This window comes from Nocardia sp. CNY236, assembly GCF_000482385.1.
Classification (GTDB): domain Bacteria; phylum Actinomycetota; class Actinomycetes; order Mycobacteriales; family Mycobacteriaceae; genus Nocardia.
Window position 1 is genome coordinate 76,102 of the sequence record NZ_AXVD01000001.1, and the last position, 19,363, is coordinate 95,464.

General features: G+C 64.2%; 16 protein-coding genes and 1 pseudogene. 8 read left to right on the top strand and 9 right to left on the bottom strand.

Annotated features, from left to right (window positions below; all coding sequences use genetic code 11):
* Positions 1-127: 127 nt before the first annotated feature.
* From K940_RS0100350 to K940_RS26420, 8 genes and pseudogenes are all read left to right on the top strand, one after another.
* A complete protein-coding gene (locus K940_RS0100350) occupies positions 128-4,168 on the top strand; it encodes a non-ribosomal peptide synthetase (protein WP_028475880.1) in 4,041 nt (1,346 codons plus the stop codon).
* Between the two features lie 189 nt (positions 4,169-4,357).
* Positions 4,358-5,713, top strand: coding sequence for a hypothetical protein (locus tag K940_RS0100355; protein WP_028475881.1), 1,356 nt, complete (start codon positions 4,358-4,360; stop codon positions 5,711-5,713).
* A gap of 97 nt (positions 5,714-5,810) precedes the next feature.
* Positions 5,811-6,602 (top strand): TIGR03084 family metal-binding protein, encoded by a 792-nt coding sequence (locus K940_RS0100360; protein ID WP_028475882.1) that lies wholly within the window; start codon positions 5,811-5,813, stop codon positions 6,600-6,602.
* A gap of 262 nt (positions 6,603-6,864) precedes the next feature.
* Complete coding sequence (locus K940_RS32135; RefSeq protein ID WP_028475883.1) at positions 6,865-7,503, top strand: hypothetical protein; 639 nt, start codon at positions 6,865-6,867, stop codon at positions 7,501-7,503.
* Positions 7,504-7,587: 84 nt separating this feature from the next.
* A pseudogene (locus K940_RS33390) lies at positions 7,588-7,680 on the top strand (hypothetical protein); the annotation flags it as partial.
* Positions 7,681-7,811: 131 nt separating this feature from the next.
* Entirely contained in the window at positions 7,812-8,198 is a 387-nt protein-coding gene (locus tag K940_RS33395; RefSeq protein WP_028475885.1) for an FAD-dependent oxidoreductase, read from the top strand.
* Positions 8,199-8,330: 132 nt separating this feature from the next.
* Entirely contained in the window at positions 8,331-8,801 is a 471-nt protein-coding gene (locus tag K940_RS0100380) for an SRPBCC family protein (protein ID WP_028475886.1), read from the top strand.
* Between the two features lie 10 nt (positions 8,802-8,811).
* On the top strand, positions 8,812-9,399 hold the full coding sequence (locus tag K940_RS26420) for a ribonuclease H (protein WP_036527025.1): 588 nt from the start codon (positions 8,812-8,814) through the stop codon (positions 9,397-9,399).
* Positions 9,400-9,483: 84 nt separating this feature from the next.
* Here K940_RS26420 and K940_RS0100390 read toward each other — a convergent pair whose 3' ends face one another.
* The 9 genes from K940_RS0100390 to K940_RS0100430 form a co-directional block, all read right to left on the bottom strand.
* The gene (locus K940_RS0100390; protein ID WP_028475887.1) at positions 9,484-10,263 is read right to left on the bottom strand and encodes a collagen-like protein; all 780 of its coding nucleotides are present in this window, start codon (positions 10,261-10,263) and stop codon (positions 9,484-9,486) included.
* A 135-nt stretch (positions 10,264-10,398) separates the two neighbouring features.
* A complete protein-coding gene (locus K940_RS0100395) occupies positions 10,399-11,577 on the bottom strand; it encodes an MlaD family protein (protein WP_036527027.1) in 1,179 nt (392 codons plus the stop codon).
* Positions 11,574-12,665 (bottom strand): MCE family protein, encoded by a 1,092-nt coding sequence (locus K940_RS0100400; RefSeq protein ID WP_028475889.1) that lies wholly within the window; start codon positions 12,663-12,665, stop codon positions 11,574-11,576. The genes K940_RS0100395 and K940_RS0100400 overlap by 4 nt, the downstream gene beginning before the upstream one ends.
* An 8-nt stretch (positions 12,666-12,673) precedes the next feature.
* Positions 12,674-13,783 (bottom strand): MlaD family protein, encoded by a 1,110-nt coding sequence (locus K940_RS0100405; RefSeq protein ID WP_028475890.1) that lies wholly within the window; start codon positions 13,781-13,783, stop codon positions 12,674-12,676.
* Positions 13,783-14,778: an MCE family protein gene (locus K940_RS0100410; protein ID WP_028475891.1), complete on the bottom strand. Its 996-nt coding sequence runs from the start codon at positions 14,776-14,778 to the stop codon at positions 13,783-13,785. The genes K940_RS0100405 and K940_RS0100410 overlap by 1 nt, the downstream gene beginning before the upstream one ends.
* Positions 14,778-15,821, bottom strand: coding sequence for an MCE family protein (locus K940_RS0100415; RefSeq protein WP_028475892.1), 1,044 nt, complete (start codon positions 15,819-15,821; stop codon positions 14,778-14,780). The genes K940_RS0100410 and K940_RS0100415 overlap by 1 nt, the downstream gene beginning before the upstream one ends.
* On the bottom strand, positions 15,821-17,326 hold the full coding sequence (locus K940_RS0100420; protein WP_028475893.1) for an MlaD family protein: 1,506 nt from the start codon (positions 17,324-17,326) through the stop codon (positions 15,821-15,823). The genes K940_RS0100415 and K940_RS0100420 overlap by 1 nt, the downstream gene beginning before the upstream one ends.
* Before the next feature lie 7 nt (positions 17,327-17,333).
* Positions 17,334-18,197: an ABC transporter permease gene (locus K940_RS0100425; RefSeq protein ID WP_028475894.1), complete on the bottom strand. Its 864-nt coding sequence runs from the start codon at positions 18,195-18,197 to the stop codon at positions 17,334-17,336.
* Between the two features lie 4 nt (positions 18,198-18,201).
* Positions 18,202-19,056, bottom strand: coding sequence for an ABC transporter permease (locus K940_RS0100430; protein ID WP_036527028.1), 855 nt, complete (start codon positions 19,054-19,056; stop codon positions 18,202-18,204).
* Between the last annotated feature and the right edge of the window lie 307 nt (positions 19,057-19,363).

Genomic DNA, 19,363 nt, shown 5'->3' on the forward strand with positions numbered 1-19,363 from the left:
ACAATTTCAGCGCCCGTTCTGCCGAGCGGAGCGCCGGTTCGCTTGCCACTGGAAATCGGTCGCATTCGCTCCAACCACGTGGAACGACGCAACCAGTGGCGGCGCCGACATGTGAAGGGACCAACACGTGGTAATTGGACACGTTCGGGCCGGGTGGGCATCCGAGCCGCGGGCACAGTTCGGTGACGAGAACTCACCACTGTCGGATCTACATCGGTGGGCGTGGGTCGGCTTCCGGTCCACCGACGACGTCCCGGTCCACAGCATGACCGGGGCATGGACCATCAGCGGCCCGCTGGAGCCGGACCGGTTGTGCCGCGCACTCGATCGAATCCATGCCCGACACATCGGCCTACGCGAAGTGGTGGTCGGCGCCGTCGAGGCGCCTCGGCTGGCTGTTCTCCCCGCCGACGGCAGATTTCCGATCGCGAAGATCGATCTGCTGGCGGCAGATTCCGCCCAGCTCGAGGAGTCGACCCGGCGGGTGGTCGGCGACCTGGCGCGGCATGGATTCGACCTCGACGACGGACCCCTGGTGCGTGCGGCGCTGGTCCGCCGCGCCGAGCACGACCATGTGCTGGCCGTCGCGTTCCATCCTCTGGTGTGCGACCGCGGATCGTTCGCCGTGTTCGTGCGCGAACTGAGCGCGCTGTATCGCGATCCTACGGCGGACTGCGCTTCTGTTCCGGATGCTCTGACAGCCCAGCAAGCGCTGAGCCTCGCCACCACTGCCGAAGACCGTGAACGCGACCTGGCCTACTGGCGGCAGACCCTGGCCGGTGTCGGGCCTCGGACCGCCGCGCCCACCGATCGGCCACGTCCGCAACACCTGCGGCACACGGGTGGTCGAACGCGCCTACCGCTGCATCCCGGCTGGTACGAACGGGTCCGGGCAACCGCGCGCCGCAGCGATTCTTCGGTGTTCGACGTCCTCGTGACCAGCGTGTCGATCGTATTGTGGCGGTTCGGCGGCGATCCGGACGTCCTGATCGCGACCAGCGTCGACCTACGGGCCGCGGCGGGCGCCGGGGATGCGATCGGGCTGTTCGCCAAGACGCTGCCACTGCGGCTCACCATCGATCCGGCACGACCCGGGCGCGATCTGATCGGACTCGCCCGCGACCGGGTAGTCGGCGCGATCGCTCATGCGGGTGTGGCATACGACGACATGGTGACCGCGGTTCGCGACGACGAGGGCGATGCGCTCCCCGAGGTGTCCGTCGCGATCGAGTTGCACGACGACCCACCGCTGGACCTGCCCGGCGCTCGGGTCGAATCGGTCGATCCGGGAACCGCTCACACCGATCTGACCTTCTCGCTCGCGCGTGGACCGGACCGGGCGAGCTATCTGGAATTCTCCACCGAACTCTTCGACCGGGAGACTGCGGACTCGCTCGCCACGGCCCTCGGCGTAGTACTGACCGCACTCCACGACCACCTCGACCGTCCCGTGACCGAACTCGCGCTGCGTCCGGTACGGGATACCGAATCCACCGCGATGCAACCGCCGGTCGCGGGGCAACCGCCGGCGGTTTCACTGGTCGACGCCGTGCGGGTCCGAGCGCGACGACATCCGAATCGGCCCGCCGTCGTGGCGGACGAGCAACTCACCTATGCCGAACTGGTCACCGCATCGGACGTCCTCGCCACCCGACTGCGGCGGGCCGGTGTGCAGCCGGGCAGCCGCGTCGGTGTATGCCTGCCGCAATCGACTGCACAGATCGTCACGCTGTTCGGAGTGTGGTCGGCAGGCGCAGTCGCCGTCCCGCTCGACCCGGACCTACCCGCGAACCGATTGCGCAGCATGGTCCGCGCCGCCGGTATCCGGACGGTGGTCATCCCGGACGACACGGTCGGCCCGACCGCCTTCATGGATCTGTCGCGGCTGTGGGTCCACGGTGAGGACGTGCAGCCCGAAACACCGATCGAGGTCCCCGCGCAAGCCATCGCCTATGTCATGTTCACCTCCGGAACCAGTGGGGATCCCAAGCCTGTCGCGGTGACCCACGAGAACCTCGCTGCCTTCGGCCGAGCGATGGATGAATGGATCTTTCACCGCCTACCGGATCCCACGAAGGTCGCGGTGACCGCCCCGATGTTCTTCGACGCATCGTTGCAGAACATGCAGTTGCTGCGTACCGGGCACACCATCCACCCAGTGCCGGAACTCGTACGAATCGATCCGATAGCGTTTCTCGACTTCCTCGTCGAGCACGACATCGAGATCGCCGACTGCACGCCGACGTTCGCGGCCGCGCTGGTGCAGGCAGGGGTATCGGAACACGGCAGGACACCACTGCGCTGCTTGATCGTCGGGGGGGAGCTGATACCACCCGATCTGTGGGAGTGTTTGCGCCGCGGGCACATCGACTGCTACAACGCCTACGGACCGACCGAATTCACCGTGAACGCAACCGGTTGTTCGATCGACGAGGCGCATCCGGTCATCGGGCGTCCGCTTGCCGGCGTGACCGTCGAGATCCTGGACGCCCGCCTGCGCCCGGTTCCGATCGGATTTCCCGGCGAGCTGTATCTGTCGGGTCCTCAACTCGCCCTCGGCTATCTCGGTCGATCGGTTCGCACGGCCGAGCGGTTCGTCGCCGGCCCCAATGGGCAGCGGCGATATGCGACCGGCGACATCGGACGCTGGCGGGCCAACGGATCCATCGAGTTCTGGGGGCGCGCCGACAGCCAGGTCAAACTTCGCGGCTATCGAATCGACCTGTCCGAAGTCGCATCGGTGCTGCGCCGCGCCCCCGGAGTCGTCGATGCGGCGGCCGTCGTGGTCCGGCGACCGCTACCGACCTTGGCCGCAGGGCTGGTGATCACCGATCCGGATACCTCGGTCGAGGGCGTGCGCGCGTTCGCTGCCGAGCAGCTACCGGCCTATATGGTCCCGGCAACACTGCGGGTGCTGGACGCTGTCCCGTGGACTCCCAACGGAAAGCTGGACTACCGGGCACTGACCACGGCGCTGGCGGCCTCGTCCACCGATGCTGCCCCGTCGAACCTGCCCGCGAGCGACGTCCGACGTCGACTGGCGCAGTTGTGGTGTCGAGTACTGCGACGGACCCAGGTCGACGCCGGCGACGATTTCTTCGCGCTCGGCGGAAATTCCTTGATGGCGACCTGGTTGGTGCGCGCCATCGACAGCGAGTTCGAGATCGAACTTTCGTTGCAGACCATCATCGGCGCCCCCACGTTGAGCGCGATGTCGACAGCATTGGAAGCCGCCCGCGGACGGCACGACCACGACCGCGGCGCGCTTGTGGTGCCACTGACCGAGCAGACGGCCGGCGTACCACTCGTGGTGATCCATCCGCTGGGCGGAAACTTGACCGCATACGAATCCTTGCTTCGGCTGCTGGATGGGCGCAGTCGGGTGTGGGGCATCCGTTCCCCCGGCGATGCGCGTACCGGAGCCGAGCCCTCCGACGTGGCCGAACTGGCCCGGCGCTACAGCGACGAACTCCTCGATCGGCTCCCGGTACCGACGATGGCCTTGTTCGGGTGGTCACTGGGTGGACTCGCCGCACTCGCGGTGGCGCAGGAGTTGGAAGCACGTGGCGTCGAGATCTCCTTCGTGGAGATGTGGGACTGTGGTCTGGACACGAGCAATCCACTGAGCGTGCGCGAGGACCTGGTCCCGATGGCTGTTCGCGCGGCGTACGGCGAAGAGCTCGCCACCCAGGTCACCTCCCTCGTCCACGAGCTGCCCCCTGACCTCGATCGAGACGATCCGAGTGCCCGCGCACTCGTGGCGCGGGTATGCGGTCGGCAGCGGCCGTCTACCGACCTGCACGCTTTCGACCAGCACTTCTCGATCATCACCCGGCAGACCGAGCTGTTTCGCGCATGGTTACCGAGCCGCATCCGGGCCCCGCTGCATGTCGTGCTGGCCAAGAGCATCGTGCAGCCGGGCTGGTCGATGCACCACACGGTCTGGGACCCGTACACGGCTGCCGGATGGACCCAGGACGTGGTGGATTCCGATCACTACGGCATGATGCGTTTCCCCATGATCACACGCACCGCGCGAGGACTCCTGGGGCGGCTGCGCGCACTGCGGCTCATCGAATCACAGACCGCACCGCAGCCGCTGCGCGCAGGCAGAATCACGCCGTCGCCGGCGCCGGCGTTGAGAGTTGATCGTGTTGGCGGATGGTGATCACGCCGTTCGGCTCGATGAGCGTCGCGCTTGCCAGACGTTGCGGGTCGTGCAGCGCAACCAGAGCAGCGTGCCAGGCTCCGCGTGACGATCCGAGCACCGCATTGACACCCGCCCAAGGCAATGAGAGCGTGAGAGCCGTGGTATCCGCGAGGGTGATATCGCCACTCGGCCGAGGGGGTTCCATCGATGTCGTCGCTCGGCGCTGGCGTGTTCATCGACTGGGAAGCGCTCACCGGGCAGCCGAAGATCATCGTCGATCTGATCACGTTTCCGCTGTTCAGCGCGCTGGCGGGATGGCTGACCAACTGGACCGGCGTACTGATGCTGTTTTGGCCCGTTCGGTTTCGCGGCATCCGGATTCCCGGGCTTTCGGTGCTGTATCCGTTCCTCCCGCGCCGGGTGCAGGTATTGCCGACCTTCTCCGATGACGGCTACCGCCTCGGATTCCAGGGTTTCATCCCGGCGCGGGCGGAGAAGATGGCCAGTATCTGCGTCGACAAGGCATTGATGCGCATCGGCAGCCCGAAGGACTTCATTCACGAACTGGACTTGGACGGTGTCGCCGACCAGATCGCCGCCCGCGCGCACGATCAGGTGCGAACCCTGGTCGATGAACTGATGTACCAGGAGAATCCCGATCTCTGGCGCGGCGTTCCCCGGGCCGCCAAAGAGTTGGTCTATGAACGAATCGAGCGCGAGCTGCCGGCATTGTCGCGTCGAGCGTTCGCCTCGCTCGGCACCAATGTCGACCATTTGATCGATATCAAGAGCTTCGTGATCCGCTACCTACGCGAGAATCCGACCATCCTGAAGGACCTGACCACCACCATTGCCGCACCCGAACTGCGGTTCATGGTGCGCATCGGACTACTCGGCGCACCGTTCGGCGTACTGCTGGCCCTCTATCTGCATATTCACCAGAGTGTTCCCGTCTTCGGTTGGTTGCCGGGCTGGGTGATCGTCCTGCTGGCCTCGGCGTCGATCGGGGTGGCGGTGAACGTCATCGCTGTGAAAATGGTTTTCGAACCGGGCGACCCACAGCCGCGGTACAAGTACCTCTGGAAACAAGCCCTGCTGGCGAAACGCCAACCGCAAGCCGCGACGGACCTCGCACATATCCTGGCCTATCAGGTGCTGACCTCGACCAACGTGTCCACGGAGCTGCTCGACGGTCCCAACGGGGACAAGACCCGGCACTTGCTGGAGCGGCTGATCGCCGAGGAGATCACCCGCCAACTCGGGCCGACCACCGGGCTGGTGCGCGCGGCACTGGGACGCCGCCAGTTCGACAATCTCACGGTAGGCGCCGCCGGCGCCGCGGTCGGATTGGCGCCGAGTCTGGTCGACGACACACAGTTCGCGCTCGAACAGGCCATGACCATCGACAGATTCGCGACCGACAAGCTACGACGGCTGACCCCGGGGGAATTCATGGAGATGTTCTACGCCTCCGTCGAGCAGGACGCATGGCTGCTGTATTTGCACGGAGCAGGCCTGGGGCTCGTTGTCGGTGCAGCTCACTTGCTCGTCTTCGGCTGGTAACCGACGAAACAAGCATGCTTGCTTTGTTCTGCGGGCACTGCGATGCTGAACGCCATCAGCACACGAGGCGGTGTGCACCGGATCAGCAAGGAAATATATGGCCGACGTTGACGCACTGCTCAGCGATTTCGCTGGTGAATGCACGGATCTGGAAGAACTCGTCGCCTCGTTGGCGCCCGAGGAATGGGCCCGAGCCACCCCGGCGCCCGGCTGGACCATCGCCCACCAGATCGGTCATCTGGCCTGGACCGACGAAGTTGCGACCATGGCGGCAACCGATGCCGACGGCTTCGTCCAGTTCGTGGCCGAGGCCGGACCCCGCGTGCTCACCTTGGTCGACGACTCGGCCGAGAGCGCCGCGGCCGAACCACCGGCCGATCTGCTCGAGCGATGGCAGCGTGGCCGCTCGTCCTTCGCTGCCGCATTGCGTGCGGTGCCCGCCGGGGTGAAATTGCCCTGGTTCGGACCGCCGATGAGCGCGGCGTCGATGATCACTGCGCGCGTCATGGAAACCTGGGCACACGGACAGGACGTAGCCGACGCACTCGGTGTGCGGAGAACTCCCACGGCGCGGCTACGCACTGTGGCCCATCTCGGCGTGCGTACCAGGAACTTCGCCTACATGGTGCAAGGCACGACGCCGCCTGAGACCGAGTTCCGGATCGAGCTGACCGCGCCGGACGGCACAGCCTGGTTCTGGGGGCCCGAAGACGCTCCACAGCGGGTCACCGGGCCGGCGCTCGACTTCTGCCTGTTGGTGACTCAGCGCCGTCATCGAGACGACCTCGCCGTCGAAACGCGCGGTGACGACGCCGCGCGATGGCTGACCATCGCCCAGGCCTTCGCGGGTCCCTCTGGCACGGGACGCTCGGCGGGGCAGTTCGCCTGACTCGTCGAAGCGCCCGACCGAGGTCGATCATACGACTACCCACGGAGATATCCACGGAAACTCCTCGGCTCGATGGCACACCTCTGGACCGGCATTCCGCTCCGGTACACCCGCTCGACGATCCCGGTAGCCTGGTCGGAGTTTCTGCTTCCAACGCTGCGGAAGCGTCAGGCCAACAGTCGCAGACGCAGGGAGCCCGAGAAGCAGAAGGTTGCAGAAGCAGAGGGTCGGAGAAGCAGAGGGTCTACGAGAGGGTCGGATCGTGACAGCACGCCGCCATGCTCAGATCGCGCGGCACATCGCCGTTGTCGTCGCTGGCGCCGCCAGCCTGGGCTTGACGGTCGCTGCCGGCGATTTCATCGTCCACCAGATCGCGAACACACAGCACCAGACCATGCAGCCGAGCGTGCCGGCGACACCGGTGGTGCCTTGGGCATCGAGTCATGACTACGGGGACGGCCATTCGACACTCCGCGATACCACTGTGCACCGGCACACCGACGCCACTGTGCACCGGCACACCGACGCCACTGCGCACCGCCACACCGACGCCACTGCGGGAGTACCGATACAGCGCAGCACCAGCGCAGAATCCACCGCCTCACACGCCGCTTCCTTCTACGCGTCGAACCCACGGACAACCCTGTCTCGCACACTGCGCCTCGGTCCGGCCGCCGTGCAGGCGCAGCTCACCGGGGCCGGCACAGATACCGTCTCGATCAGCGTGACGACGAACGCACTCGCCGCGCTCACCGGCAACCGGCACTCGCCACTCACCCCGAAAGGTCACGACGCAGCATCCGTGACCACGGTGCGTACCGACTTCGACAGCCACGATGGGGCAGTGCGACTGGCACTTTCCGGGGCAGCGGCCCTTGCGTCTCCGACGAACGACCGCTGACCCGACAGTTCGTCGGAGACGGGACGCATTCCGCTACGGCGTCCCCGACACTTCTACCTGCACGGGAGCCTCTACCCTGCACAGGTGAGCGCCTACGACTTCTGTGTCATCGGCCGCGGCATCGTTGGCGTCGCAACCGCGCATCGGATCCTGACGCGCCATCCTGGTTCGAGTCTGGTACTGCTGGAAAAGGAGCCCCGGCTGGCCGGACATCAGACCGGACACCGCGAACCGCACATCACCGGGGTCGGCGGATTGTTCGTTCCCAGCACCGGCATCATCGACTACGGCCGGATGGCTCGACGACCGTGGGTCCCAATGCGGTACTCGGGTTGGCCAGGGAGATCTACCGCAAAGGCGGCTTCGACGCCACCGACGTGCGAGAAACCCTCGGATTCATCGGTTTTCACCGGATGGTCGCGGCGCATATGCGTACCGGGGCGCGAGAACTATGTAACTCACTGTTCAAACGCGGGTACGTGGCACAATGCCAGCGCTACTGTCCGGAACCGACAATCGCAGACCTGCTGCCGCGCGAGGCGGGTATTCGCGCCCACGTGGTGCGACGAGACGGAACCCTGGCGCACGACTTCATGATCGAACGCACCGAACGGTCGCTCCACGTGCTGAATGCCCCCTCACCAGCCGCCACTGCGGCCATGCCGATCGCCGAGCACGTCGTGGACCAACTCTGAGCTCGAAAACGAGTAACTCCCAAGCAACCATCTGGTCGGAATCCAGCAGTACCTCAGAACAATCGCGGACAGCTCTCGAATAAAGAGGACTGCTGTAGTACTTTTGGTGCCAGTCGTGGACAGGGAGCGCCTATGGGCCACATCAAGTACGCGAGCGACGTCGCAGCGCCCGTCGAGGCCGCGTTCAACTATGCGGACAACCCGCTATTCGTCCCGAATTGGATGTTCGGCGTGGTAGATTTCGTACCGACCGGCAGCGTGGACCGCGGCCGCGGAGCGGTTTTCGCCGCCCACACTCGTGTCGGGATTCTACGTTCGAGTTCACTCTGCGAAATCACCGAATACCAGCGTAATGCTGTGATCGGGTATACGATGCGCGGGCGATTGTCCGCAACGCTGACGCTACGATTCGGCCCACTCGGTCGAGGGCGGTCGGTGCTGAGCTTCGAAGTGGGCTACCGACCACCGCGCGGTTTCGTGGGGCGGCTGAGTAGTGGCCTACTCGATGCCCTGGTCACAGCCATGCTGCGGCGAACAGAAGCCCAGCTACGAAGGGAGATAGAAGAATTCTACGGTACCGATCTTGTCGGCCGGATTGCGTAGGGTGCCGCCCATGATCATCGTGAGTACCGACGGATCCTGCCTACGCAATCCCGGCGGTGCGATCGGCTGGGCATGGGTCGATCATCGAGGGCCTTCGGCCAGTGGCGCAGCCACCTCCGGAACCAACCAGATCGCGGAATTGCGCGCGGTGCTGGAAGCGATTGTGGCCCACCCCGGGTCCGAACCCCTGCTCATCGAAAGCGACTCGCTCTACGCGATCAAATGTGCCTCCGAGTGGGTTTCGGGATGGCGGCTCAATGGCTGGCGGACATCCACCGGTGGACCGGTGAAGAACGTAGAACTCGTCCGACAGATCGATCAGGCCATCGTGAGCCGACCGGGTCCGGTCCGGTTCCGCTGGGTCCGTGGACACGTCGGCAACTATTTCAACGAACAGGCCGACCTGCTGGCCGGGGAGGCAGCACGACGAGCCACCGTCCCTGAGACGCAACACGTGCACGCGCCGAGCCCGCCCCAGAATGAAGGGCCACGAGCTGCGCAGAACCGCCGTGCCACCGAAAGATCGGCCGAGACCACCGAACCGATCACAGTTGGGCCGGTCTCGGCTCCATCGACACAGATATTGACGTTGTTCTGATCCGACGGGTGAACTCCGATCGGCTCCACGGTGGGCTCGGCTTCGCGGTGCCCGTGTCCGAGTTCGAGCCCATCGCTGGGCCTGCTATGGCCCAGGCTGACCCGGCTCGGCAGGCTGCTCCGGCGATCCGGGTTCGCCCGGCTCGGCAGGCTGCTCCGGCGACCCGAGTTGCGCTCCACCGCCCAACGCTGGGCCACCGGGCAGAACACCGTCGGGATTGCTCCACCACACCACGCCGAACTTTTCCACCAGCCACTCATTGCCCGATTTCCGCATCTCGGCGATCGCCGGGAATTGAACCGGTACCGGAGTGGTCACGCTGAAATTGACCACATGCTGCTTGACCGAAACCAGCACTTTCGCCGAGGTCTTGTCACCGGACTGGTAGCCGCAATCGATGTTGTCGGCCCACGCCTTCGCTTTGCCTTCCACGAGAAGGTCCGGATAGTACTCGGCTGACGAGTCCCACCCTTCGAGGAACTCGCCGGTCGCGTGGGTTCTGATCGAAGCGAACCAATCCTCGAGATTACTGGAGTAGTCGTAAGACGCGATTTCCGTCGCAAATTTACATGCGGCGTCGGTCGCTTCGCGCATGGCGTCGAGTTTTTCGTTGCGGTCCTTGCTTTGCAGGAAGAAGATCACCGCCGCGTTGATCGCCGCGACGCAGAGTACGCCAGCCACGATCGCCGAGATCCCGACGAGTACCCCAGACCGCCTCGGCCGGGTGGACATCGGAGTAACCTCCTCGGCCGCCGAATCGGTTTCCTTGGTCAACTCGACCTTCGCCGCACTCGTGCCACCCTGCGGCGCCTCGGGCGCAGAGTTCGTATCGTCGGCCGGTGTCTCGGCGTCATCGGTTGACATCGGTTCAAACCTGCACTTTCCCGGCGCGCCTCGGCGCACGCCGATCGGCATACCAGTCCACGACAGCGAACCCTACACGTTTTGCCCACGAACTGGTCCGACCAGCAAGAACAACCGCCCCATCGCGCACCGGACTCATCGCACCGGCGGCAGCGTGCGCTCGTTCGGATCCACGCCGGGAGGCCTGTGCGCACCGTTGTCCGGCACATCGGGGCGCGGCGCGTTCGCGGCACCGCGAATCAACTGACCCGGCTGCGGGTTCTCACAGTAGTTCCACATTGGAATCGTGCCGTCCTGCACGATCTCGGGACGCACTGCCGGAGTGTTGTAGGTACAGAATGGCCGCGGCCAGATGTCGATCATCGCGTGGAACTCGCCATCGTGTGCCGGAATGCCGAGGGCTTCCGCGCCGAGGGCGATCGACGGGAACAACGCGCTCAGCGCGGACTGCCGCAGTTGTGCCGCTCGGGTGATCGCTTGGAAGTTGGCTGCCAAGGCGGTGACCGGATCGGCTGTCTCGTCCAGCACCGCGCCGAGGGCGGTGAGCTGCCAGGGCGCCTGCTCGAGCAGACGGCGCAGCTCCGCATTCGCGTTCTGGAATTGCTCGAAGAGTATGCCAGAGTTGCGAGTCAGCGACGCCAGGTCCGGTTGTGCCTGGGACGTGGTAGCCGCGATCGTCTGCAAGTTCGTGATCAGGTTCGTGGTCTGCGGCAGCAGGGAATCCAGGCCGGCCATGGCCGTGCTGATTCCGTTGACCAGTGCACGCAACTGATCCGGTCCCGCGCTGAGCGCGACGTCCAACTCGTTCAGGATCACCGCGAAGTGATCCGGATCTATCTGAGCGAGCAGCGCACTGGAATTGTCCAGAACCGACCAGACCGGAGTCGGTGTTCGAATCTGCTCAGGATCGAAATCGATCACTGCGCCGGCACCTAGAAAGGGTCCTTGGTCGACATTCGGCCGAAAGTCCAAGTACTGCTCACCGACACCGGACAATGCTTGCACCGCAATCCGGGTGTCCGCCGGGATCTCGAACTTGGTATCGATCTGTGCGGTCGCAGCAATGGACCGACCTCGATCGGTCAACTCGATCGAGGTGACCCTGCCGACCCGTGACCCGCGCAAGGTCACGTCGTTGCCGGGTTGCAGCCCGCCGGACCGATCCAGATTCACCGTGACGGTGTAGGTGGAACGCAGCGGGTTGATTCGCATGACCGACACCGCCAGATAGGCGCCACCCACCAGCAACAGCACCACCAGCCCGAGGTTGGACAGCAGTACTTTGCGCCGCAGTAGCCGGGCGATAAAGGTCATCGCGACCCTCCTGTCACCCGCTCGTCTATCAACTGCAGTACTTGGAGCAAACTGCCGGTGAAGTCCCGGAGATCATCCAGATCCTGCAGTTTGCCGTGCTCCGGATCGGATAGCGCGCTGATATCGAGGTTCGTCGCGGTCAAGAAGACCGCGAAACTACTGCCGCGGAAAGTCGCGTCGACCTTCGGTCGGATTTCGTGCAGCCGGTCGAGCAGCACGCCGAGATCGTCACCGGTCGCGGCCAGCGCGTTCATCAGCCCATGCGTATTGTCCAGCAACGCGCTCAACTGCCCGGTGGAGGTATCGGCGTAATCGCCCAATGCGGCGCTGGCGGTGGACAATCGTGCCAACAGATCGCCAATGGCCCGATTGTTCTCTGCGATGGCGCCGATCATCTGTGGCAATGTATCGGCCACTGCCCCGAGCTCGGCGCGGCGAGACTCGATGGTACTGGCCAGACTGTCGAACTCGACGAGCACACTGTCCACTCGGGCGGTATTGGCATTCAAGCTGCCGATCACGCCGGTCATCTCGGTGATCAGGTGAGCCAACTGCGGCCCGCGTCCACCGACGATCGAATCCAGCTCCGCCGCCAGTTGTGACAGGCTGGCGATACCACCGCCATTGAACAACATGGAGACCGACACCAACAATTGCTCGACCGTCGCGCCCGCAGAAGTGTGTTCGAGGGTGAGCGTGTCACCGTCGCGCAGCATGTTTGCACCCGAACGCGTCTTGGGCTTCGATACTGCCACGAAGACGTCGCCGAGCGGAGTCGCTTGACGAAGTTCTGCCGTGCTGCCCTCGGGCAACTCGATGTCCTCGCTGATGGTCAAGTCGACGATCGCCTGGAAGTTCTTGGTCGTGATGTCGGTGACCACCCCGACATCCGAACCACCGATCTTCACCTTCGCCTGGTCGGGTAGATTCAGCGCGTTGTCGAACACCGCGCGCACCGTGTAGGTGTCGCCCGCGACCCCCGGTTTCGGCAGCGGCAGCGATTCCACCGTGAATCCGCAGCCCGACGTGAACCCGATACCTGCCGCAACGGCGGTCGCCACCAATGCCCTGCGCAGCGTGGTCGTCATTCGGATCATCACCTCGTCAGTCCGAGCAAGGCCGCGGTGAGCCCGTAGTCGGGGCCGAAGTCCTGGATATTTCCGGTGCGGCAGCCCTCGGCCTTCATCTGGATGCGTTCGCAGAACAGACTGACCATCTCACCCGACAGCGCGGTGCCGATCACCACGTGCAACCGCGCGTACTCGTACTGCCGGTTGACCATGTTGTCGATGTTCTGCAGGGCCAGCGGTGCCACATCGACCACCTCGGTGATGCCACGGGCATGGTCGCGCAACTGCTGCGTGACCGCGGTCAACCCGGTCAAGGCGCCCGACAGCTGATCTTCGTATTCCGTGAACGTGCTGCTGGTGTTCGCCAAGAACGCGTTCAGCTGGTCGAGCGTGGCCTGCAGTCCTGGCGCCTGCTCGGCCAGCAGGCCGGACAATTGGGTCATCCGATTGCTGAAGTCGCGCACCGACTGGTCGTTCTCGGCCAACATCGTGGTGAGCTCGTTCAACTCGATGATGATGGTGGAGATCGCGTCCTTGTTGTCCAACCCGACTTCGAGCGCACCGGACAATGCGTGGAGAGTCTCGCTGATCTTCTCCCCGTTGCCGTCGAGCATGGGATAGAGCACCCGCCCCGACAACGGACCGATGCCTTCCTGTCCTGGCTGCGGTTTCAGCGCAGCCGCGAACTCGTCGATCGTCGCGATCATTTCGTCCAGCTCGACCGGCGTCCTGGTGCGGGCCTTGGGCACATGCGCACCATCGGTCATGGTTTCGCCGCCGGTATAGACCGGGGTGAGCTCGATGTGTCGGTCGGTCACGACGGACGGCGAAATGATCGCGGCCATCACGTCTTTCGGAATCTTCACGTCTTTGTCGATGGACATGTGCACCTCGACCAGCGTGCCCCTGGGCACGACCTTGTCGACCCGACCGACATCGAGTCCGAGCACCGTGATCGGGTTTCCCTCGTAGACACCCGCGATGTTCTCGAAATCAGCAGTGATCTGCATGGTATTTCCGAGCGCGTTGTTCACCGAACTCGGTACCAGTGCGCAGGAGCCGACCGCCAACGCGGCGGCGCCGATCATGAACGTCTTCGCCGCGGTTCGCAGCGAAAAAACCTTGTGGAACTTCATTACTGGCACCCCTCGATGGCCTGGGCCGCGCACAACCAGTTGTCCGGGAAAAGCCATGGCAAGCCGACATCGCCATACGGACCGCTACCACCCCACGAATTCGCCAGGTAGCGCACCGACGGCGGCATGATCGACAGCAAGCGGTCCAGGTTGTCCTTGTTCTTCTGCAGCCCCTCGGCCATCGTGTTCAACTGCTGGATCATCGGACCGAACTGGCCGTCGTTCTCCGCGCCGATCTGCTGCAGCTGATCCGACAGCCTCGCGACATTGTCGAGCAGCTGTCGCAACAGGACCTGGCGCTCCATGACTCGATTGGCGATGGCCTCACCTTGGGTGATCACCAACAGCAGACTGTTGCGGTTGTCGCTGAGGATTCGGGTCACCCGGTCCAGATCCTGAAGCAGACTGTCCACTTCGGCTGCGCGAGTGTCGATCACCTTCGCCAAGGCGCCAATGCTGTCGAGAGCCTGCACGGTCAGCTCGGGCGAGCCGTTGAACTGCTGGTTGATCACGTTCAGCGATTCCGCGAGTTGCTCGGTATCGAGCGCCTCGAACTTCTGCGTGCCGGTCTGCACCACGTCGGCCAGATCGTAGGGAACCGCGGTGTTGGACAACGCGATACGCTCATCGCGCAAACCGTTGCCGTCGCCGGGTTGGAGATCGACGTACCTGGTGCCCAGCAGCGTGGCCATCTTGATCGTCGCATGTGCGTCCGGACCGAATGCGATGTCATTGTCCACGCTCAACGTCAGCAGCACATGCCCATCCTCGAGCTCGGCACCGACTACCCGGCCGGACGGCACACCTGCGATGTTCACTGTGTCGCCGACCTTGATGCCAGCGGCTTGCGCGAACTCGGCCTCGATCGTCTGCTCACCGACGCCGAGGAACCGATAGGCGCTGGACACCACCAACAGCACGACGATCAGGACACCACCGACCACGCCCAGCCAGAAGTATCGGTTGCTGTCGAACCTGGATTTCAGCTTTGTCATCATGGGCGGCACACCGCCGAGTGCGAAGTGCCACCGATTTGCGAGAACACTCCACGAGGCAACAGGATGCCGTACAGCGACACGTCCAGACCACACAAGTACGCATTGGCGTACGGCCCCTCGGAGGTATGCCGACCTCCCGCTGCCACCAGGCCCTGCAGGTCGATCGCCGCTTGGTCCAACTTGGCACCGTTGGCCAGCAACAATGTCAGCGCCGCGCTGGTGGAGTCCTGCGCGGTCTGCAACTTCGGCGCAATGGCGCTCATCATGGCGACCACCGAGGTGGTGGCACTGGCGATCTGTTCGGTCGATGCGAGCAACGACTGCCCTTGTTCGTAGAGACCGCCGACCAGGGACCGAGTCTGCGTCACCAAGGTCTCCAGTTCGTCACCTCGTTTGGCCAGCCCCGACATCACGCCCGAGAGGTTGGTGATCACATCGGACAAAATCGCATCCCTGCGCTGGAAGTCCGTGGCCAGCTGCGCAGCCTGGACGATGAAGGCGCTCAGCGAAACGCCATCGCCCTGCAACGCCAGGATGAATGTCTCCGACAGGTTGTTCACCTGTTCCGGTTGCAATACCTCGAACAGTGGCTGGAATCCGTTGAGCAGCGCCGATATATCGAACGAAGGCTCGGTCCGATCGATCGGGATCGACCCGTTGTTCGGCAGCGGCGTCGAGTTCGACATCGTGCCCGGAGCCAGCGCCACATACCGCTGACCGATCAGGTTCTGATAGCGGACCAGGGCTTTGGTGTCGTCGTAGATCGTCTGGTCGCGTTGTACGACGAAGGTGACTTCGGCGACCGACTCCCGCGAAGTCTCGTCGCGACCCAGCTCGATCTTCTCGACCTTGCCCACCCGCACCCCTGCCATGCGCACGTCGTCGCCCTCGTGCAGCCCGAGAACGTCGGTGAACGTCGCGGAGTAGGTATAGGTGTCACCGCTGACCCGGCGCGCCAGCGTGTTCCACACGACCGCCGTCACCACGATCGCCACGATCGCGAAGACGGTGAACCCGATGAGTGGACGTCGGATGCTCATTATCGGGTACCAATGTCGTGGATCTGCATGGTTCCACCCTTCAAAATCGAACTCAGCAGCATATATTCGACAGCCGTCGGGGTGCGACCGAGCAGTGCGACGATAGCCGAGTCACCCTGGTAGGCGATGGGCGCACCCACAGCGCCCTCGGGTGTAGCCACAGCGCCCTCGGGTGTACCCACAGCGCCCTCGGGTGGGGCGGCCGGCGCCGGGGCGGCGCCCAGAGGGGGCAACAACGGGAACAGGCCTTCGAGCGGGGTGCCCGCGAATGGCGCGGGCGCCTCACCGGTCGGAATGATCCCGGTCAGCGGCCCGAGTTCTGGGGTGGTGAGGCCCGGGATCATCGGCAGCCCGGGAATCGGCGTTATCGGAGGGAGCCCGGCGGCCGAATCGAGCGCGCGCGGCCGAAGCTTTTCCGGTAGGTCCCCGACATCCGCGACCGATGGAGCGGTGGCACAACTCGGGCCGGCCACGTCACCGTAGCGCGGGCAGTCGGCGACGGTGTAGGGCCGGTACGGCGTCAGCGTGATACCCACATTCCACCGCTGCTGCTGCTGCGGACCCCAGGTGAACGTAGTGTCCATCCGGCGCAAGGTCTCGCTCAAGTTGAGCAAACTTTCGGTGATCGCCGCGGGGTCGGCTGCCAAGGCGCCGAACAGGTCGCTGGTGCCTGCGGTAACCTCCTTGCCTACGTTCGGATTGCGCGCGAACAGGTCGTTCATCACATCGACGGTCCCGCCGGCCCCGGTGATCAGCGCAAGCAGTTCGTCGCGGCGTTCGGCGATCGTCCGCGCGGTCTCCACCGACGTACCGAGCACATCGACCAATTCTGGTGCGGACTGGTTGAGCGCATGGAACGACTGGGAGAAGTCGCTCAACAGCACGCCGAGATCAGGGATGGAGTCGTCGACCGCCTGCAGCCAGCGGTCGAGTCGCTCGATGGTGGAACCGGGCATCCGGCCGCTGCCGTCCAGCGCCTGGGACAACGTGCCGAGCACCCGCCCGAACTGCACCGGGTCGATCCTGTCGAGGATATCGCGCACCGTGGTGAGCGTGTCCTGCAGAGCGATGGTGCCCTGGCTGCGGTCCTCGGCGATGACGGAGCCTTCGTGCAGGTACCGGTCGGCGGGGCCGTTGAAGACCAGTTCGACAGCGGTGACGGCGAACAGGTTGCTCGGCACCACGCGCGCGGTCACGGTGGAAGGGATGTCGCCGGCGAATTCCGGCTTCATCTCGATCCGCACCTGCTGCATCTCGCCCTTGGCCGCGACGTCGACCTTCTGCACCGAGCCGACGAGTACGCCGCGGAACTTCACGTCGGCCCGCTCGGGTAAGCCGTCGCCAGCAGTGGTCAGGTTCGCGGTGACATTGACTTTCCCCTGGAAGTAGCCCTGGTAACGCAGCATCAACAGGCTCAGCACCAGTGCGAAGACGACCAGACCACAGATACCCGCGATGAGCAACTGCCGCATGGTGGGTCCGCGACCACTGGGATCGATGATCATCTGGACATCACCCCGAGATCCGAATGCCGGGGTTGACCCCCCAGATCGCCAATGTCATGAAAAGGTTCGCGAAGACCACGGCAATGATGCACATCTTGATCGCCCGGCCCGCGGCTACGCCGACACCCTCGGGGCCGCCGGCGGCGAAGAAACCGTAGTAGCACTGGATGAAGGTGGTGATCGCGACGAACAGAATCGCTTTGAGCAGTGAATAGACCACATCGACCGGCATCAGGAACTGGTAGAAGTAGTGCTGATAGGTGCCGGCGGGTGTGTCGCCGATCACCTGCACCGTCAGCGCGCAGGAAATGTATGCCGTGGCCAGGCCCAGGCAGTACAGCGGAATGATGGCCACCATCGCCGCGAACATCCTGGTACTGATCAGATAGGGCAGCGGCCGAATGGCAATGGACTCCAGCGCGTCGATCTCCTCGGCGATACGCATGGCGCCCAGCTGCGCGGTGAATCGACAACCGGCCTGCGCCGCGAAGGCCACGGTCGCCAGGAGCGGACCGAGTTCCCGTGTGGTCGCGAACGCCGAGACGGCGCCGGTCACTGGGCTCAAACCGAGCAGGTCCAGCGAGTTGTACCCCTGAATACCGACGGTGATTCCGCCGAACGCACTCAGGATGAGCACGACACCGACTGTGCCGCCCCCGACCACGAGATTGCCATTGCCCCAGGTGACGTCGGAAAGCAGGCGCCAGACCTCTTTGGGGTAGTGCTTGAGCGCCAACGGAATCGAGCCGATCGAGCGCAACAGGAAGAACACCTGGTGGCCGAGCCTGGCGAGCATCTCCGTCGGCACTCGAGCCGACTTGGCCACTGTCCCAAGGGGACGTAGTAGCGGCGGAATATAGGTTGACGACACCGACTCAAACCACCTGCGACGGGAATAGTGCGTTGTAAACCTGGGTCACGATGAGGTTCACCCCGAACAACATGATGGCAGAACTCACCACCGCGGAATTCACCGCATTCGCGACACCGCCGGGACCACCTCGGGCGTTCAATCCGCTGTCGCAGGCGATGATCGCTGCGAGCAGCCCGAAGATGAGCGACTTCCCCAACGCGACAAGCAGATCGGTGGTCACCGCGAAGGAGGCGAAACTACCGATGTAAGAGCCCGGAGTGCCGTTCTGCGCGAAGATATTGAAGACGTAGCCGGTCAAGAAGCCAACGAAAACAACGAAACCACACAACAACACACTGACCAGCATTGCGGCTCCGAGTCGCGGCGCGACCAGTCGGCGCAGCGGATCGACGCCCATGACCTTCATGGCGTCGATTTCTTCACGGATGGTGCGCGAGCCGAGATCCGCGCATACCGCGGAACCGACCGCGCCCGCAATCATCAGCGAGGTGACCAACGGTGCGCCCTGCTGGATGATGCCGAGGCCGTTGGCGGCGCCGAGAAACGAGGTGGCTCCGACCTGGCCGGCGACCGATCCGACTTGGATCGAAACGATCACACCGATCGGGATCGCGATCAGCAGCGTCGGCGCCGCGGAAACACTCGCCATGAAGGCGCATTGCCGGACGAACTCGTCCAGCGGAAAGCGCCTACGGAAAATGGCGACGAACAGTTCGGCGACGGCTGCGACGCCCATGGTGATCTGACGACCGAATGTCTCCAGCGAACGCTTCGGATGATCCTGCCAGTACGACTTCGACCAATCGACCGCGGCACCGAATCGCGACCCGGCGGGCAGGCTCTCGGTCGGCTGCACTGACTACCCCTCCTCGACGCCGGTCGGTTGCCCCGGCGACTCGTTCGATTGACGCACCCTACTACGCAGTAGCGCAGAACATACCATTGGGTTGTGATAGCAGTCATAGGTGTCGCGAACTGCCTTCGAAATCCATTGGCGCGACGGCCGAACTCGGTCGTAGAACCCAAGGTGATTGCCAATTGTTTGACACATGTTACAACCCCTGTTCGGGCCGCCGACCGACATGCTGCACAGAAATAAAGAGGACAATCCACAGCAAAATTACAGTCCGCGCTGGCGATCTCACTTCTCCCAGATCAACACA

Excerpts from the sequence above, each read along its gene's own strand:
- K940_RS0100420 (WP_028475893.1), bottom strand. The coding sequence starts at position 17,326 with ATGATCATCGATCCCAGTGGTCGCGGACCCACCATGCGGCAGTTGCTC.
- K940_RS0100390 (WP_028475887.1), bottom strand. The coding sequence starts at position 10,263 with ATGTCAACCGATGACGCCGAGACACCGGCCGACGATACGAACTCTGCG.
- K940_RS0100360 (WP_028475882.1), top strand. The coding sequence starts at position 5,811 with ATGGCCGACGTTGACGCACTGCTCAGCGATTTCGCTGGTGAATGCACG.
- K940_RS26420 (WP_036527025.1), top strand. The coding sequence starts at position 8,812 with ATGATCATCGTGAGTACCGACGGATCCTGCCTACGCAATCCCGGCGGT.
- K940_RS0100405 (WP_028475890.1), bottom strand. The coding sequence starts at position 13,783 with ATGAAGTTCCACAAGGTTTTTTCGCTGCGAACCGCGGCGAAGACGTTC.
- K940_RS0100400 (WP_028475889.1), bottom strand. The coding sequence starts at position 12,665 with ATGACGACCACGCTGCGCAGGGCATTGGTGGCGACCGCCGTTGCGGCA.
- K940_RS0100395 (WP_036527027.1), bottom strand. The coding sequence starts at position 11,577 with ATGACCTTTATCGCCCGGCTACTGCGGCGCAAAGTACTGCTGTCCAAC.
- K940_RS0100355 (WP_028475881.1), top strand. The coding sequence starts at position 4,358 with ATGTCGTCGCTCGGCGCTGGCGTGTTCATCGACTGGGAAGCGCTCACC.
- K940_RS0100410 (WP_028475891.1), bottom strand. The coding sequence starts at position 14,778 with ATGACAAAGCTGAAATCCAGGTTCGACAGCAACCGATACTTCTGGCTG.
- K940_RS0100380 (WP_028475886.1), top strand. The coding sequence starts at position 8,331 with ATGGGCCACATCAAGTACGCGAGCGACGTCGCAGCGCCCGTCGAGGCC.
- K940_RS0100415 (WP_028475892.1), bottom strand. The coding sequence starts at position 15,821 with ATGAGCATCCGACGTCCACTCATCGGGTTCACCGTCTTCGCGATCGTG.